A 15,875-nucleotide genomic window follows, 5' to 3' on the forward strand; every position below is an offset into this window, starting at 1 on the left:
CTCAGACGATTCCGACCGTGCCGAGGATGATGGCGACGATCGTCGCGAACACCGGGATCATCACCGCGACGACGAAGATGTCGGCGTAGGATTGGCGGTGCGTGAGGCCGCAGATGCCGAGAAGTGTGACGACCGCGCCATTGTGGGGAAGCGCGTCGAAACCGCCGGACGACAGCGTCGTGATGCGGTGCATCAGCTGTTCGGAAATGCCGGCGCTCGCCGCGATCTCGGCGAAGCGGTCGCCCAGCGCCTCCAGCGCGATCGACATGCCGCCCGAGGCAGAACCTGTGATGCCGGCAAGGACGTTGGTGGCGACGGCCACGTTGATCAGCGGATTGTCGGTGAGGCCGAGCACAGCGTCCCGCACCAGGAAGAACGCCGGCAGCGAGGCGATGATCGCGCCGTAGCCGACTTCCGAGGCGGTGTTGAAGGCGGGCAGAAGCGAGCCGAAGGTTCCCGTGTTGATCGAGGTCTTGAGGTCCGAAAGGCGCCGGAAATTCAAGGCCACGATGAGGAGGATCGAGAACACGAGGGCGGCGATGATCGCCCAGATGCCGCGCACGTCGCCGATGGCCACGCCGCCGAACTTGTCGGAGCCGAGATAACCTGTATCCATCGCCGGGATGACGACGTAGGTAAACAGCGCATTGAGGATGATCACCGCGACGGCGGGTGCCAGAGCGACGGTGAAGGACGGCGTGTCCCCCTCGATCGCCGCCGAGGCGCCGATGGCCGATTCCTCGTGATCGCCGTAGCCCTCGCCGCGTCCGCTCGCCCGTCTCGCCCGGAAGTTCAGCCAGACGACGCCGCCGATCAGCATGATGAGACCGGCCGCGATGCCGACGATGGGCGCGGCGAAAGGCGTCGTCCCGAAATAGGGCATCGGGATCGCGTTCTGGATCGCCGGCGTTCCGGGAAAGGCGGTCATGGTGAAGGTGAACGAGCCGAGCGCGATCGCCGCCGGGATCAGGCGCTTGGGCAGATCGCCGCGACGGAACATCTCGGCGGCGATGGGATAGACCGCGAAGGCGACGACGAAGAGCGACACGCCGCCATAGGTGAGGAGGCCGCAGGACAGCACGATCGCCGCGATCGCATTCTGCGGCCCGAGCTTGCCGACGATCGTTTCGGCGATGGCCCGCGCCGATCCCGAATCAGCCATCAGCTTGCCGAAGATCGCGCCGAGCAGGAACAGCGGGAAATATTTGACGATGTAGTCGCCGAGCGCGGCCATGAAGATCTGGGTGTAGGTTCCCAGAAGCGTGAACTCGCCGTTGAGCACCAGGGCCAAGAGCGCCAGAAGCGGTGCGAGGATCAGAACGGTTATCCCGCGATAGGCCAGATACATCAACAATCCGAGCGACAGGACGATCCCCAACAAACCCATGTCCGTCCATCCCCACTCGTGCTTTTCTCGACGCTCAAGGCCCGCTCGGGCGGGCGTCCGGTAACAACATAGGCATGGGCGCGAATTCGGAAACGAGGCTGGATGCAAGAAAGTCCGCCTCGATCTCGATCCCCTCTCAAAAAAGGCGCGACGTGACGAAAGCCGAAACACCGTCGCCCGATGGGGCAAGAACCCGCATTCTTCTCGTCGGCGCGGGCCACGCCAATGTCCATGTCCTCGAGGCCTTCGGCAAAAGGCCGGAGGCGTCCGTCGAACTGACGCTGGTGACGCCGCACGAGCGTACCCCCTATTCCGGATCGCTTCCGGGCTATCTCGCAGGCTTCTATTCAATCGAGGAGATGACGATCGATGCGAAGGGGCTGGCAGGGTTCGCCGGCGCCGACCTCCACCTGCAGAAGGTCGCGATGATCGATCCGCGCGCGCGCCTGGCGAGGCTCGACGACGGAACATGCCTCGCCTTCGATATCCTCGCCCTCGACATCGGCTCCGAACCCGGCATGGGCGGGGCCAGGACGGGCGTTCCCGTGAAGCCGATCGACCGGTTCGCGACATCCGTGGACGCGCTGCTGCAAGAGACGAAGGAAGGGTCCGGACCGTTCCGCCTCGCCATCGTCGGCACGGGCGCGGCGGGGGTGGAACTCGCCTTCGCCTTCGCCGCGCGACTCCCCGCGGCGATCGGCCCGCGCCCGTTCCAACTGACGCTCATCGGGGAAGCGAACGAGATCCTGCCCGATCGCGCGCCGCGCACGAGGCGGCGCCTGACGGAGCGACTGGCGGAAAAGAACATCGGCCTCGTTCTCGGCGCGCGCGTCGCGCGGACCTTGCCCGACCGTCTGATGCTTGAGAATGGAGCGGTCATCGGGGCCGATGCCATCGTCTGGGCGACGACGTCGGCGGCGCAGGGGTGGCTGCGCGAAACCGGTCTGGAACTCGACGCGACCGGCTTCGTGCGCGTCGATGCCATGCTGCGCAGCCGCTCTCATCCGCACATCTTCGCGGCCGGCGATGTCGCCTCCCTGCCCGATCCCCGCCCGAAGGCCGGCGTGTTCGCCGTGCGCGAAGGTCCGGTTCTGGCGACGAACCTGCGCCGTCTGGCACGCGGCGAGGCGCTTGAAACCTTCGCGCCCCAAAAGGACTGGCTCAATCTGTTGTCCACCGGCGACGGCCGGGCCGTCGCGGACAAATGGGGGGTCTCGCTCGAAGGCCGCTGGATCTGGCACTGGAAGGACTGGAACGATCGCCGGTTCGTCGAACGGTTCAACAGGCTCGCCGCGCAGGGCCGCCGGGCGCACCGCGGCTGACGCGGCCGGGCGGCTCGCCTTCACGGGCTTCGGAGCGCCGCATTCCCGATGCCGCGGGCGCGCTGCGCCCTACGATCCGGCGCCCGCATAGCGTTCGATCAGTGCGGAGACCTGCGCATCGCGCTTTCGGGCCGATTCGCCTCCCAGGACGACGACGATCAGGCGGCGCCCGCCGCGCTCGACCGTTGCGACGAGATGGGAGCCGGCATCGTTGATGTAGCCGGTCTTTATGCCGTCGACGCCACGCACGGTTCCCAGAAGCTTGTTCGTCGCCCGGTACGTGCGTCCGTTATATTCGTAGGAGGTGAGCTTGAACAAATTCGTATATTCGGGAAAGCGCGAATAGAGGGCACGCCCGAGGATCGCCATGTCCCGCGCGCTGGACGCCTGGGCGGGGTCGGGCAGCCCGGACGCGTTGGCGAAGCGGGTGCGGTTCATGCCGAGCCCCTGCGCCCTGCGCGTCATTGCGTTCGCGAAGGCTTCCTCCGTTCCGCCGAGATTTTCCGCGACGACCGTCGCGACATCGTTGGCGGAGCGAACGGCGAGCGCCGTCATCGCGAGGCTGACGGGGATCGTCTCGCCCGGCTTCAGGCCGAGCTTGGACGGCGGCTTGGAGGCCGCGTTCTCGCTGACGACGAGCTGCGTATCGAGCGAAAGCTGACCGCTGCGAACGGCCTCGAACAGAAGATAGAGCGTCATCATCTTGGTGAGCGAGGCGGGATAGCGCAGCGCGTCGGGCTGGTCTTCGTAAAGCGTCTGCCCGGTCGCATAATCGATGACGAGGGCCGACTGGCCGCGCCGTTCGATCTGGCTGAAGGCCATCGCCGCCACCGGCTGCGAGGGAGGCAGCAAGCCCTCGGACGTCAGTTGCGAGGACTGGCAGCCCGCCAGCAGCGCCATCGCCAGAAACGCCGCGCATACGCGCCCGCAAAGGCCGTTGAGAAAACTCGAAGTCTTGTTGCGGCCCATGGGGGTGCCGGCCTCACGTCTTGAAGAAGTTGGGCCATCCTATGCGGGCCATGGTTAACAGCGGTCAAACGGGGAAAAGTCTTTCGGCGAAAGCAGATAGCCGATGTGCCGGCGGTGCAACACGCACGGTCGCGCGGCGCGCATGGGAACGCCCCCCGCCCTTGCGGGCGGAGGGTTACGCCATTCTGGGTCATGGCATGCGTTCGGCAGGGTCCGGTCAGCCGCGCTGGCCGTGATGGTCGCCATGCCCGCCGTGACGCCCGCCCTTGCCGTGGTGTCCGCGCTGTTCCATGCGCGCTTCGCGCATCATCGAGCGCATCAGCGTCCGTGCGGTGTCGATCTGCTCGGGCGTCAGGGACTGCTGAAGGGTCTCGGCCGCCGATTGGAGCGTTCGTGCGGCCTCGCCGGAGGCGATGGCTCGGCTGGTGATCCGCTCCAGCCTATCGAACGGCGTGCGCTGCGCCCCGGATGCGGCTTCGCCGCCGGTCGCCGCGTTCGGCGCCTGGCCTGCCTCGGGCGCTTCGTCCCGGTCGCGCCAACGCTCGCCCCTCGGACCGTGGGAGGGCCGGGAGGCCGCCGCGAACGCGACGGCCGCCGACGAGAATTCGCGCCACACATCCATCTGGTCGCTGGTGATGCCGATGCCGGTCTCGAGTGCGGCGAGCCCGCTCGCAACTTTGGCCGGGTTCATCATGAAGCCCATGCCGTAGCCTCCGCGTCCCCCGCGACGGTCCGCGTGATGGCGTTTGCCGTGGCGATCGGCGCGTTCGCCGCGTCGCTCCCCGCGGGCCCCGTCGCGCGGATTCTCGCCGCCGGATCGTGCCTGGGCGGATGGGCCGTCGCGCTCCTGCATGGCAGCCGGCGGCGTCGGTGCCGGTTCTGCGGTCTGGGCGCGGGACGCGGTCAGCGCCGTCGTCGAGAGAAGTGCGCCTGCCACGAGCGCCACGAGAGCGTTGCGCATCGTCGAGGCCCGTGCGTTCTGTCGGTCGAACATGTCGGTCATCCTTTTGATCTGTCCGTTTGGATGGACCGAAGATGGAGGAGCCCTGTTGCGAATGTACGGCGGATTGTAACCTTGCGTATCGCCCGCCATCCGTTTTGATTGCAGAACCTTGCTGGCGGACCTCCTGCAATCTTTCGTTACACGAGGAGACTCGCGGCGAGACGCGGCTTGCGCTTTGACGGATCGGTGGATCGACGCACGCGCGAGCCCACGGCTCTTCATGTCCCGCACGAAAACGGACCCAGACGATGACATCGCCGCATATCCTCGTCACCGACGACGATCCCGAGATCGGTCGCCTCCTCGGCAGATATCTCGAAAGCCAGGGCTTTCGCTGCTCCCTGGCGACCGATCGCAGAAGCTGCGAGAAGAAGATCGCGGAGGGCAATTTCGACCTTCTGGTGCTCGACGTGATGCTGCCGGACGGCTCCGGCCTCGATATCTGCCGGGACATGAAGGACGTGAAGCCGCATCTTCCCGTCATTCTTCTCACGGCGCTGAAGGAGGATGTCGACCGCATCATCGGGCTGGAGCTGGGCGCCGACGACTATCTCGGCAAGCCGTTCAATCCGCGCGAGCTTTCCGCCCGCATCAAGGCGGTGCTGCGCCGGACCGGCGGGCAGAACGATGGCGTCCCGGGCGACGAGGGCACTCTTGCCTATCGCTTCGAAGGCTTCGTCGCCAGCCCGAGCCGGCGGCAGGTCGTCGGCTCCGATGGCGAGGAGGTCGTTTTGACCGGCGCCGAATTCGATCTTCTGATGATCTTTCTCGAGCGTCCGAACCGCGTCCTGTCGCGCGATCTCCTGATGGATCACCTGCATGGCCGGTCCGTCGAGCCCTACGACCGGGCGATCGACGTGACGATGAGCCGGCTCCGCCGCAAGTTCGACGATGGCGGCAAGTTCAGGCTGTTCAAGACCGTGCGCAACGGCGGCTACCAGTTCGCCGCGCCCGTCGAGAAGCTGAGCGGCGGGCCGGCCTGATGTCGCTTCGCGCCCGCATCGCCCTCGTCATCGCCATCGCCATCATCGGCGTCGTCTCCGCCGCATCGATCGTTTCGGTCCAGCTCCTCGACCGGCCGGACCGGGAGAGCTTCTACCAGACCTTCGCCGAAGAGGTCCGGATCGTCGCCGCGGTGCTTGCCGAGGATCCCGATGCCGCGCGCCGGCTGAGGATCACCGTGGGCGAGGCGCCGCGCGACGGCGACGGCATCCGAGTCAGCCGCCGAGAGTTTTTGTCGGACGTGCGCGACGCGCAAGGCGACCTCATCCCGACCCGCATCGTCCACGACAAGGCGGGGCGCGCGCGCCAGCTCGCCTTCGAGTTTTCGGAAGGGCAATGGGCCTATCTGCCCTTTCTCGGCCCTCCCCCGCGCGACTGGCCGGTCTTCGTCGCCAACATGGCGCTCGTCACGTTCGGGGCGATCGTCATCGCGCTATTGATCGCCGGCAAGGTCTCGCGTCCGCTGAAGCTCCTCGAAAAGACCGTGGCGACGGTCGGACCGGACGGGCTGCCGGAAAAGTTGCCCGAGGAAGGTCCGATGGAGGTGCGCGAGACCGCCCGCGCGCTGAACCGGCTGATCGAGCGCGTGCGCACCGGCGTCGAGAGCCGGATGCGTCTCGTGGCGGCGGCCGGCCACGACCTGCGAACCCCCATGACGCGGATGCGTCTGCGCGCCGAATTCCTGCCCGAGGAGGATCGCGGTGTCTGGCTGAAGGACCTCGAGGAGCTCGACAGGATTGCCGATTCCGCCATCCGCCTCGTGCGCGAGGAGGTCGAACCCCAGCCCCGGGAGCTCGTGTCCCTGCCGGGGCTCCTGTCGGAAATCGCGCGCGAATTGTCCGATATCGGGCGCGACGTGACGACCGGTTTCGAACCAGGGCTCGACATCGCCGTGTCGGCTTCGCCGTTGGCGCTGAAGCGCGCGCTGCGCAATCTCGTCGACAATGCGGCGGTTCACGGCGGCAGCGCCGCCATTCGCGTTGCAGGCGACCGCAACGAAGCTGTCGTCACCATCGTCGACGCGGGCCCCGGAATTCCGGAAGCCATGATCGAGCGCGCCTTCGAGCCCTTCTTCCGCGTCGATGCGGGACGGCGCAAGTTCAAGCCGGGCGCAGGTCTCGGGCTTGCGATCGCAAAGGAGATCGTCGACCGCCTGCACGGCACGATCGAGATCCGGAACCGGCCACGGGGCGGGCTGGAACAGGTCGTGCGGCTTCCGGCCGGCGCAGGCGCGCCACGCCGGCCCGATCACGGATGAATATGACCCGCGATCCGTCTTGCCATATCGGGCCGCGTCGGCTTTGATCGCTCGAGATCGCGCAATCGGAACTCTCCGCCGATGTCCATGATGGACGCCAGACACGCATCAGCTACCGGACGCAGGAGCGAGAATGCCCAGCGCGCGGCGCCGCGCCCGCTGCTGCGGGTCGGATTTCTTCTCGCCCACAATTTCACGCTTTCGGCGTTCTCGCTCTTCGTCGATACGCTGCGCCTTGCCGCCGACGATGGCGACCGGTCGCGGCCCATCCGCTGCTCCTGGCATGTCATGGCGCCGCGCCCCGAACCCTTGCGCTCGAGCTGCGGTATCAGCGTGTCGCGGACCTGCGGCCTGATCGACCCCGAGAATTTCGACTATGTCGTCGTCGTCGGCGGGCTCCTCGACGGCGGCGAGCAGATCGACCGGGCGATGCTCGGCTATCTCGACCATTGCGACCGGGCGGGGGTCACCCTGGTCGGGGTCTGCACCGGCTCCTTCGTCCTGTCGCGGGCCGGGCTGATGGCCGGGCGCACGACGTGCGTCTCCTGGTTCCACGCGGAGGATTTCGCGGCCGAATTCCCCGACCAGACGCCGGACGCCGAGCGCCTGTTCATCGATGACGGAAACCGGATCACCTGCGCCGGCGGCAGCGGCGTCGCCGATCTCGCGGCCTATCTCATCCATCGCCATATCAGCCTCGACGTCGCCAAGAAGAGCCTTCACGTCCTCCAGCTTCACGATGCGCGGCGCGGCCACGAGGCCCAGCCGCATGCCGGCTCCCCCTCATCCGACAGCCGCGTGCGCCGGGCGATCCTGATGATGGAGAGCCATGTCGGCAACCCGCTCCCGGTGGACACGATCGCCATCCGTCTCGACCTGTCCGGCCGCCAGCTCGAACGCCTGTTCCGCACGACGCTCGGCCAGGCCCCGGCTGCGGTCTATCGCAGGATCCGCCTCGACCATGCGCGCCGCCTTCTGGAGACGACGGCGAAGACCGTCACCGAGATCGCCATCGAAACCGGCTTCTGCGACGGCGCCCATTTCGCCCAAAGCTTCCGGACAGCGTTCGGGGTGTCGCCCAAGGGTGTGCGGCTGCGGCGTGATGAATCTTGCATGGAAACGCACGAAGCGCGGTAGGCGGCGAAATGGTTTGGGGAATGGCGCGGGCGTGGAAGCGGATGACGGGACCAGACCCACGGTTTCGATCTCGAATCGCTTGCGTCAAATTCCTTGACATTGCAGGCCCCCATGACAAACTATAAGCAAGTTGCGTATAGGGTCCTTTGTTGATTGCAGACGATGTCGAGATCCTCGTCGATGCATCCTTGAGTGAAGACCCAATCTTTACGGTGGAGATAAGCACCCCGCTCGGAACGCTCGACGTGATGAGCCACGTGACGCTCTCGGGGCGATCACTGGCGTTGGAAGGGATGCATATCGGCGGAGACCCCGCGAAAGCGTGGGGACCAGCCGCGCTCATGAAACTCGCTCAAGCGGTCATGGAGAAGTTGGATGTCGACGAGATCGTCATTGTTGGAGCAGTTCGGACCACAGGTGCAAATCCGGGACGCGCCCCTCGTCCCCGAAGGCTCCGCAGAACGTCTCCGTCTCAAGCGTCTCCCGGGCGCAGACCTCGACACGCCGGCAGCGGCCCGGGCTCTCGTGCGTAGGCATCTTCCTCTCAAGTCCGCTTATGCGGTGATGACGGACTTGGTCGATAAGGGCGAAGCCTATGTCGAAGTGCCCAAGGTGGAGAGCCTGTGCAAACTGACATCTGACCTGAAAGCCTTGGGTATCCAAGCCAGAAAGCACGGGCCGGAGGCCATATCGGCACGGGCTGTCCGCGAGGGTCTGCGCCTGTCACAATCCCAGTTCGCCTTACGGTTCGGACTGGAAGAAGCGACCGTGAAAAACTGGGAACAGGGGAAATCCAAGCCAAACGCAACGGCGATAACGCTTCTTTGGACCATTCATCGCAACCCTGACGCAGTATCTGCCTCCATCGAAATGGAAGATGCGATGGCAGATGGGGTGCCATAGCAGAACGATGAAATCGACACACGGATAACGGTCGATCTTTCAGATCGCGCGAATGATATCGATATAGCGCCCCATTACATGTTTACTATGCGTTGTTTAGAGCAAGCATTGCACGCGGCTTATCGGATAACTTCGGCTTTTGTCTTCGCGAATGCCGTCAAGGTGATGGACTTTACCCTTCAATCCGCCGCGCGCCGCTCGCCCTGCCTCTAAATCTTGCACTGCAGCATAGCGCACAAACATGTCGCATTCCCAATGGCGGATGACGCTTTTTTGACAGTCCGGCGGGCCCCGACATGCGACATCTGCCTCTGTCCTAATGGAGGCCCGTCCGATGCGTCGTTTCTCGCTTGCCTCGCTCCTCAGGGAGTCGACCCAAGGCCATCAGGGCTGGGAGCGCCAATGGCGCGCGCCCGAGCCGAAGAAGGAATACGACATCGTCATCGTCGGTGGCGGCGGCCACGGGCTGGCGACGGCCTATTACCTCGCGACCGTCCACGGCATCACCAATGTCGCGGTGATCGAGAAGGGCTGGATCGGCGGCGGCAACACCGGCCGCAACACGACGATCATCCGCTCGAACTATCTCTTCGACGAGAGCGCGGCGCTGTACAACCACGCCATGAAGCTGTGGGAGGGCCTGTCCCAGGAGCTCAACTACAATGTGATGTTCTCCCAGCGCGGCGTCCTGATGCTGGCGCACAATCATCACGACGTCATCTCCTTCAAGCGCCACGTCTATGCGAACCGCCTCAACGGCGTCGACAACGAATGGCTTTCGCCCGAGGAGTGCAAGGCGTTCTGTCCGCCCCTGACGATCTCGAAGGATATCCGCTATCCGGTGATGGGCGGCGCCCTGCAGCGCAAGGGCGGCACGGCCCGCCACGATGCGGTGGCCTGGGGCTATGCCCGCGGCGCCGACGCCCGCGGCGTCGACATCATCCAGAACTGCGAGGTCACCGGGCTCCAACGCAATCCTGACGGTTCGGTAAAGGCCGTCGAGACCTCGCGGGGCGTCATCGGAACCCGGAAGATCGGCGTCGTCGCGGCCGGCCATACCGGCGTCGTCATGGGCCGCTTCGGCCTTCGCATGCCGGTCGAGAGCGTTCCGCTCCAGGCGCTCGTCTCCGAGCCGGTCAAGCCGGTCTTCCCCTGCGTCGTCATGTCGAACGCGGTCCACGCCTATATTTCCCAGTCGGACAAGGGCGAACTCGTCATCGGCGCCGGCACCGACCAGTACGTCTCCTACTCCCAGCAGGGCGGCATCCACGTCACAAACCACACGCTGGACGCGATCTGCGAGCTGTTCCCCCAGTTCACCCGCATGCGCATGCTGCGCTCGTGGGGCGGCATCGTCGACGTCACGCCCGACCGCTCGCCCATCCTGTCGAAGACGCCGATCCCCAACCTCTTCGTCAATTGCGGCTGGGGCACCGGCGGCTTCAAGGCGACCCCCGGCTCCGGCCACGTCTTTGCCCATACGCTGGCGACCGGCGAGCCGCACCGGATCAACGCGCCCTTCAGCCTCGATCGCTTCCGCACCGGCCAGCTCATCGACGAGGCGGCGGCCGCCGCCGTTTCGCACTAGCCCCCCGCACGAGAAGGACCGGATCGATGTTGCTGATTGATTGCCCGAACTGCGGACGCCGCCCCGAAAGCGAATTTCATTGCGGCGGCGAGGCCCATATCGCGCGGCCCGAGAGCCCGGCCGCGATCGACGACCAGGCCTGGGCGGAATATCTTTACTACCGCACCAATCCGAAGGGGCTCCACGCCGAGCGCTGGCGCCACGGGCACGGCTGCGGGCGTTGGTTCAACGCGCTGCGCGACACGGTCAGCGACCGGATCGTGACCACCTATGCGATGGGCGCGCCGCGCCCCGGCGCAACCGACGCAGACCTTCCCGATCCCGCCCAAGTCCGCAGCGCCTGAAGGGTTTTGAGAGCCATGAGCCAGCCATTCCGCAAAGCCGCCGGCGGCCTTATCGACCGCTCCAAGCCGATCACGGTCCGCTTCAACGGCAAGATGCTACACGGCTTTCGCGGCGACACGGTCGCCTCGATGCTGCTTGCGTCCGGATCGCACCTTGCCGGACGATCCTTCAAATATCATCGGCCGCGCGGCATCCTCTCGCACGGATCCGACGAGCCGAACGCCCTCCTGTCCGTCGACTGGCGCCCTGAAAAGGGCGCGGGCCGCCGCGATCCCAACAATCGCGCCTCCGTCGTGGAAGCACGCTCCAACCTTGCGGTAAAGACCCAGAACCACTGGCCGTCGCTGGAGCGCGACGTCGGCGCGATCAACGATCTCCTGTCGCCGGTCTTCGTCGCGGGCTTCTACTACAAGACCTTCATGTGGCCGCGGCAGTTCTGGGACAAGGTCTACGAGCCGGTGATCCGCCGGGCCGCAGGCCTCGGCGAGGCGCCGACCGTCTCCGATCCCGACCGCTACGCCAACCGCCACGCCCATGCCGACATTCTCGTCGTCGGCGCCGGTCCCGCCGGGCTCTCGGCGGCGCTCGCCGCCTCCGAGGACGGCACGAAGCGCGTGCTTCTCGCCGACGAGGGTTTCGCGTTCGGCGGCGCGCTCCTGAACGACGTCACCTCGACGATCGACGGCATGCCGGCCAGGGCCTGGGTCGACGCCATGGTCAGCGCGCTCGACGCCCGCGAGAACGTCGTGCTTCTGCCGCGCACCACGGTGTTCGGCTATTACAACCACAACCATATCGCCATGGTGGAGCGGGTCGCCGATCACCGGGACCAGGCGCCGGACGGGCTTGCCCGCGAACGCCTTTGGCAGGTGCGCGCCGGCAAGGTGATCATCGCCGCCGGCAGCCACGAGCGTCCGCTGGTCTTTGCCAACAACGACCGTCCGGGCATCATGCTGGCGGAAAGCGTCCGCGCCTTCATCAACCGCTATGCGGTCCTGCCGGGTCGCAGCCTCGTCGTCGCGACGTCGGGCGCGTCCGCCTATCGCACCGCGATCGACGCCGCGAATGCGGGCATGCCGGTGACGATCGTCGACATTCGCCTCGGCGAGGATTGCGGGCCGGAGCTGACCGAGGCGCGCGCCGCCGGCATCGACGTCCTGACCGGCCACACGGTCGTCAAGGCGCTCGGCAAGGCCCGCGTCACCGGGCTCGTCGTCGCGCCGATCGGCCATGACGGAACCCTCGGGGCGCGGCGCACCCTGTCGTGCGACTGCGTCGCCATGTCCGGCGGCTGGACCCCGTCCGTCCATCTGTATTCCCAGTCCCGGGGCAAGCTCGCCTTCGACGCCGATCTCGACGCCTTCCTGCCGGGCCAGTCGGTCCAGAACGAAGTGTCGGCCGGCGCCTGCCGCGGCATCTACGATCTGGCCGACATCATCGCCGATGGGGCGAAGGCCGCAGGCGGAACGCGCGCGGTCTCGGCATCGCGGACCTTCACCGGCTTCCAGCCCGTGCGCGTCCTGCCGACCGACGAGGAGCCGACGAAGGTGAAAGCCTTCGTCGATTTCCAGAACGACGTGACCGCCAAGGACATCCGCCTCGCGGTTCGCGAGGGCTTCGAATCGATCGAGCACCTCAAGCGCTATACCACCACGGGCATGGCGACGGACCAGGGCAAGACCTCCAACATGAATGCGCTCGGCCTCGTCGCCGGCATTCTGGATCGTCCGCTGCCGGCCATCGGCACGACGACATTCCGCCCGCCCTACACCCCGGTGAGCTTCGGCGCCCTCGTCGGCCCGTCGCGCGAGAAGAGCTTCGAGCCCGTGCGCACCACCGCGATCGATGCATGGGCGCAGGCCCAGGGCGCCGCCTTCGAGCCGGTCGGCCAGTGGCGGCGCGCGCACTATTTCCCGCAGGGTTCAGAGGACATGCACGCAGCCGTCGCCCGCGAATGCAAGGCGGTGCGCACCACGGTCGGCATCTTCGATGCCTCGACCCTCGGCAAGATCGAGGTCGTCGGCCCCGATGCCGCCGAGTTCATGAACCGCATCTACACGAACGCCTGGACCAAGCTGAAGGTCGGCGGCTGCCGCTACGGCCTGATGCTCGGCGAGAACGGCTTCGTCATGGATGATGGGGTCGTCGCGCGCCTTGCCGAAGACCGGTTCCACGTGACCACCACCACCGGCGGCGCACCGCGCGTCATCGCCCACATGGAAGACTATCTCCAGACCGAATGGCCGGAGCTCGACGTCTTCCTGACCTCGATCACCGAGCAATACGCGGTGATCGCGCTGCAGGGGCCGAACGCCAGGGCCGTGATCGAGCCCTTCGTCTCGGACATCGACCTGTCGGAAGGCGCCTTTCCGCACATGGCGGTGCGCGAGGGCTTCATCTGCGGCGTTCCGACCCGTCTCTTCCGCGTCTCGTTCACCGGCGAGACCGGTTTCGAGATCAACGTTCCGGCGGACTATGCGGAAGCCGTGTGGAAGACGCTTTTCGAGGCCGGCCAGACGCACGGCATCACGCCCTACGGCACCGAGACCATGCACGTCCTTCGCTGCGAAATGGGTTTCATCATCGTCGGCCAGGAAACGGACGGTACGGCAACGCCCGACGATGTCGGGCTTTCGGGCCTCGTCTCCAAGGTCAAGCCGGACTTCGTGGGCAAGCGCTCGCTCGCCCGCGCCGACATGACGAAGCCCGATCGCAAGCAGCTCGTGGGGCTTCTTGCGGCCAATGCCGACGAAGTCCTCGACGAAGGCGCGATGATCGTCACGGATCCGAGCGCGCCGGTGCCCATGCCGATGATCGGCCATGTCACGTCGAGCTATCATTCCTCGAACTGCGGCCGGTCGATCGCCATGGCGATGATCAAGGGCGGCCGGTCGAGGCTGGGCGAAAGCGTCTGGGTGACGACGCCGAAGGGCTTCACGCAGGCCACGATCGCGCCCGCCGTCTTCCACGAGGTTCAGGGAGAAACAACCCATGCTTGAGGTCAATCTCGCACAGCGCGTGCCGGCCGTTCGCTTCGAGGAGGCGGGCCTGATCGGCCCCTTGCGCGTCTCGCTGCAGCCATCCATCGGCCGGCTGTCGTTTCGCGCCAGGGCGGCGGCGCTCGGCGGCCGCCGCGAGGTCGCGGGTTTTCCGGTGGACGGCGCGGTGAACACGCGCTCGGACAAGGGCGATCGCGTCGCGCTGCGTCTCGGACCGGACGAGTGGATGCTGCTGTGCAACGACGAGGAGACCGACACCGCTGTCGAGGCCGTCCTCGAGGCAATGGCGGGCAAGGCCCATTCCCTGGTCGACGTCTCCCATCGGGACGTCACCTTCGAGGTGAGAGGCGCCATGGGCGACGCCGTCATCAATTCGGGATGTCCGCTCGATCTCTCGCCGGCCGCCTTCCCGGCCGGAACGGCGACCCGCACGCTGTTCGGCAAGGCGGAGATCGTTCTCGCCCGGATCTCCGACACCACGTGGCAGATCACCTGCTGGCGCTCCTTCGGCGCCTATGTCCAGGGTTATCTCGTCGAGGCCGCCCGGGATTTCGCCGACGCCTGAAGCGAACAGTCCGAAACCCGTCCAAACCCGCGCCCAGCGCGCTCCGCTTTTATGAAAAGAGGCATTCCATGATCGATCTTGTCTCGCAGCTCACCCACCGCAAGAAGGGCTATACCCTCGAAGCGCCGTTCTACACCGACCCCGAAATCTTCGCGACCGACATGGACGTGATCTTCGGCCAGCACTGGATCTTCGTGGGCGTCGATGTGGACGTGCCGCAGGCCGGCGACGTGATGCTGGTCAAGCTCGGCCAGACCGAGATCGCCATCGTGCGCGACGATGACGAAGAGATCCGCGCCTTCCACAATGTGTGCCGCCACCGCGGCGCGCGCCTTGTCCACGAGGAGAAGTCGACCGTCGGAAACCTGGTCTGCCGCTACCATTCCTGGGTCTACGACACGACGGGCCAGCTCATCCACGCCGAGCATATGGGCGAGACGTTCGACAAGTCCTGCCACGGGCTGAAGCCGGTTCACGTGCGCTCGCTCGAGGGCCTGCTGTTCATCTGCCTGGCCGAGAACCCGCCGGCCGACTACGAGGAGATGGAGCGGCAGATGGCGCCCTATCTCGCGCCCCACAATCTGCGCGAGGCGAAGATCGCCTACGAGCACGATCTCATCGAGCAGGGCAACTGGAAGCTCACGATCGAGAACAATCGCGAATGCTACCATTGCAGCGCCAACCATCCCGAGCTGACGGTTCCGCTGTTCGCCTACGGCTTCGGCTTCGATCCGACCGAGCTGGAACCGGCCGAGCGCGAGCATGCGGAAAACTATGCCGCCATGCTCAACGACAATCACCGCGACTGGGAAAGCCAGGGCCTGCCCTCGAAGGAAATCGACCGGCTCGACGAGATGGTGACGAGCTTCCGCACCGAGCGCCTGCCGCTGGCCGGCGCCGGCGAGAGCCATACGATGGACACCAAGCGCGCCTGCCGCAAGCTGATGGGGTCGATGACCAACGCCAAGGCGGGGGCCCTGCATTTCTGGACCCAGCCGAACTCCTGGCACCATTTCATGGGTGACCATGCGGTGGTATTCTCGGTGCTCCCGATCGATGCGGAGCATTCGATCGTGCGCACCAAATGGCTCGTCCACAAGGATGCGGTCGAGGGGGTCGACTATGATCTCGACAATCTCATCAATGTCTGGATGGCGACCAACGCCCAGGACGGCGAACTCGTCGGCTATTGCCAGGATGGGGTTCGCGGCAAGGGCTATGTGCCGGGGCCGTACTCGCCGCATACGGAAATGCTCGTCGAGAAATGCACCAACTGGTATGTCGGCCGCATGCTCGCGCATCTGGCCAGGACGCGCGCCGTCGCGTGATCGAGACGGCGTGAGGGCCGGTGGCACGCCGCCACCGGCCCTCACGCGAGAAACAGACAAGAGTTGAGA

At 66.1% G+C, this 15,875-nt stretch carries 13 protein-coding genes; 10 read left to right on the plus strand and 3 right to left on the minus strand.

Translation table 11 applies throughout. The features are described from left to right. Nucleotide 1 precedes the first annotated feature (1 nt). Nucleotides 2-1,387, minus strand: coding sequence for a GntP family permease (locus U0C82_RS12680; protein ID WP_322187533.1), 1,386 nt, complete (start codon nt 1,385-1,387; stop codon nt 2-4). 152 nt (nt 1,388-1,539) lie between these two features. Between U0C82_RS12680 and U0C82_RS12685 the strand changes: the two genes are divergently transcribed. Continuing rightward, nucleotides 1,540-2,709: an FAD-dependent oxidoreductase gene (locus U0C82_RS12685; RefSeq protein WP_322187534.1), complete on the plus strand. Its 1,170-nt coding sequence runs from the start codon at nt 1,540-1,542 to the stop codon at nt 2,707-2,709. 69 nt (nt 2,710-2,778) lie between these two features. Here U0C82_RS12685 and U0C82_RS12690 read toward each other — a convergent pair whose 3' ends face one another. Both U0C82_RS12690 and U0C82_RS12695 read right to left on the minus strand, forming a co-directional pair. Continuing rightward, entirely contained in the window at nt 2,779-3,678 is a 900-nt protein-coding gene (locus U0C82_RS12690; protein WP_322187535.1) for a D-alanyl-D-alanine carboxypeptidase family protein, read from the minus strand. Between the two features lie 217 nt (nt 3,679-3,895). Further along, nucleotides 3,896-4,672 carry a Spy/CpxP family protein refolding chaperone gene (locus U0C82_RS12695; RefSeq protein ID WP_322187536.1) on the minus strand — a complete coding sequence of 259 codons (777 nt, stop codon included), beginning with the start codon at nt 4,670-4,672 and terminating at the stop codon, nt 3,896-3,898. Between the two features lie 257 nt (nt 4,673-4,929). On the opposite strand from U0C82_RS12695, the gene U0C82_RS12700 reads away from it, so the two are divergent. The 9 genes from U0C82_RS12700 to U0C82_RS12740 all read left to right on the plus strand — a co-directional run bounded on the left by U0C82_RS12700 (nt 4,930) and on the right by U0C82_RS12740 (nt 15,806). Beyond that, a complete protein-coding gene (locus U0C82_RS12700) occupies nt 4,930-5,664 on the plus strand; it encodes a response regulator transcription factor (protein WP_322187537.1) in 735 nt (244 codons plus the stop codon). Beyond that, entirely contained in the window at nt 5,664-6,941 is a 1,278-nt protein-coding gene (locus U0C82_RS12705; RefSeq protein ID WP_322187538.1) for an ATP-binding protein, read from the plus strand. Before U0C82_RS12700 ends, U0C82_RS12705 begins: the two co-directional genes overlap by 1 nt. Before the next feature lie 87 nt (nt 6,942-7,028). After that, nucleotides 7,029-8,078 (plus strand): GlxA family transcriptional regulator, encoded by a 1,050-nt coding sequence (locus U0C82_RS12710; protein WP_322187539.1) that lies wholly within the window; start codon nt 7,029-7,031, stop codon nt 8,076-8,078. Between the two features lie 375 nt (nt 8,079-8,453). Continuing rightward, nucleotides 8,454-8,981 (plus strand): helix-turn-helix domain-containing protein, encoded by a 528-nt coding sequence (locus tag U0C82_RS12715; protein WP_322187540.1) that lies wholly within the window; start codon nt 8,454-8,456, stop codon nt 8,979-8,981. Nucleotides 8,982-9,315: 334 nt separating this feature from the next. After that, on the plus strand, nt 9,316-10,569 hold the full coding sequence (locus U0C82_RS12720; RefSeq protein ID WP_322187541.1) for a sarcosine oxidase subunit beta family protein: 1,254 nt from the start codon (nt 9,316-9,318) through the stop codon (nt 10,567-10,569). A gap of 26 nt (nt 10,570-10,595) precedes the next feature. Further along, nucleotides 10,596-10,913, plus strand: coding sequence for a sarcosine oxidase subunit delta (locus U0C82_RS12725; RefSeq protein ID WP_322187542.1), 318 nt, complete (start codon nt 10,596-10,598; stop codon nt 10,911-10,913). A gap of 15 nt (nt 10,914-10,928) precedes the next feature. Next, nucleotides 10,929-13,913, plus strand: coding sequence for a sarcosine oxidase subunit alpha family protein (locus U0C82_RS12730; RefSeq protein WP_322187543.1), 2,985 nt, complete (start codon nt 10,929-10,931; stop codon nt 13,911-13,913). After that, nucleotides 13,906-14,478 (plus strand): sarcosine oxidase subunit gamma, encoded by a 573-nt coding sequence (locus U0C82_RS12735; RefSeq protein ID WP_322187544.1) that lies wholly within the window; start codon nt 13,906-13,908, stop codon nt 14,476-14,478. Before U0C82_RS12730 ends, U0C82_RS12735 begins: the two co-directional genes overlap by 8 nt. Nucleotides 14,479-14,546: 68 nt before the next feature. Next, the gene (locus tag U0C82_RS12740) at nt 14,547-15,806 is read left to right on the plus strand and encodes an aromatic ring-hydroxylating oxygenase subunit alpha (RefSeq protein ID WP_322187545.1); all 1,260 of its coding nucleotides are present in this window, start codon (nt 14,547-14,549) and stop codon (nt 15,804-15,806) included. The last annotated feature ends 69 nt before the right edge of the window (nt 15,807-15,875 follow it).

The sequence above is a fragment of the Fulvimarina uroteuthidis genome (assembly GCF_034321785.1).
Taxonomy (GTDB): Bacteria; Pseudomonadota; Alphaproteobacteria; order Rhizobiales; family Rhizobiaceae; genus Fulvimarina; species Fulvimarina uroteuthidis.